This window comes from Paenibacillus pasadenensis (assembly GCF_023715725.1).
GTDB lineage: Bacteria > Bacillota > Bacilli > Paenibacillales > Paenibacillaceae > Paenibacillus_O > Paenibacillus_O pasadenensis_A.
In genome coordinates, this window is record NZ_JAMBOT010000079.1 from 1 (window position 1) to 344 (window position 344).

Consider the following 344-nt stretch of genomic DNA (forward strand, 5'->3'; position numbering starts at 1 on the left):
GGGGTGAAGTCGTAACAAGGTAGCCGTATCGGAAGGTGCGGCTGGATCACCTCCTTTCTATGGAGAATCGCTTCCTGCAACGGAAGCATTCAAATTCGAGGCATCGCCAGATGCCTCAGCAGAAACCCTCGGGTTTCAAACCGGCTTGTCACTCACTCGTTGTCAGTTTTGAAAGAGCAAGTCTCTTTCTACGAAGTTTTCGCGGCATCTCCTGCAAGGGGATGGCGAGAAAAGCTTCAGGTGTTCCAAGTCCATATCGACGAGGGCCTTTAGCTCAGCTGGTTAGAGCGCACCCCTGATAAGGGTGAGGTCGGTGGTTCGAGTCCACTAAGGCCCACCATTTC

General features: G+C 52.9%; 1 tRNA gene and 1 rRNA gene. Both read left to right on the forward strand.

Annotation, left to right across the window (positions count from 1 at the left end):
* Positions 1–57: ribosomal RNA gene (locus M3223_RS24065) — 16S ribosomal RNA — on the forward strand; the annotation flags it as partial.
* Between the two features lie 206 nt (positions 58–263).
* Positions 264–340: transfer RNA gene (locus M3223_RS24070), tRNA-Ile, on the forward strand.
* Positions 341–344: the final 4 nt, after the last annotated feature.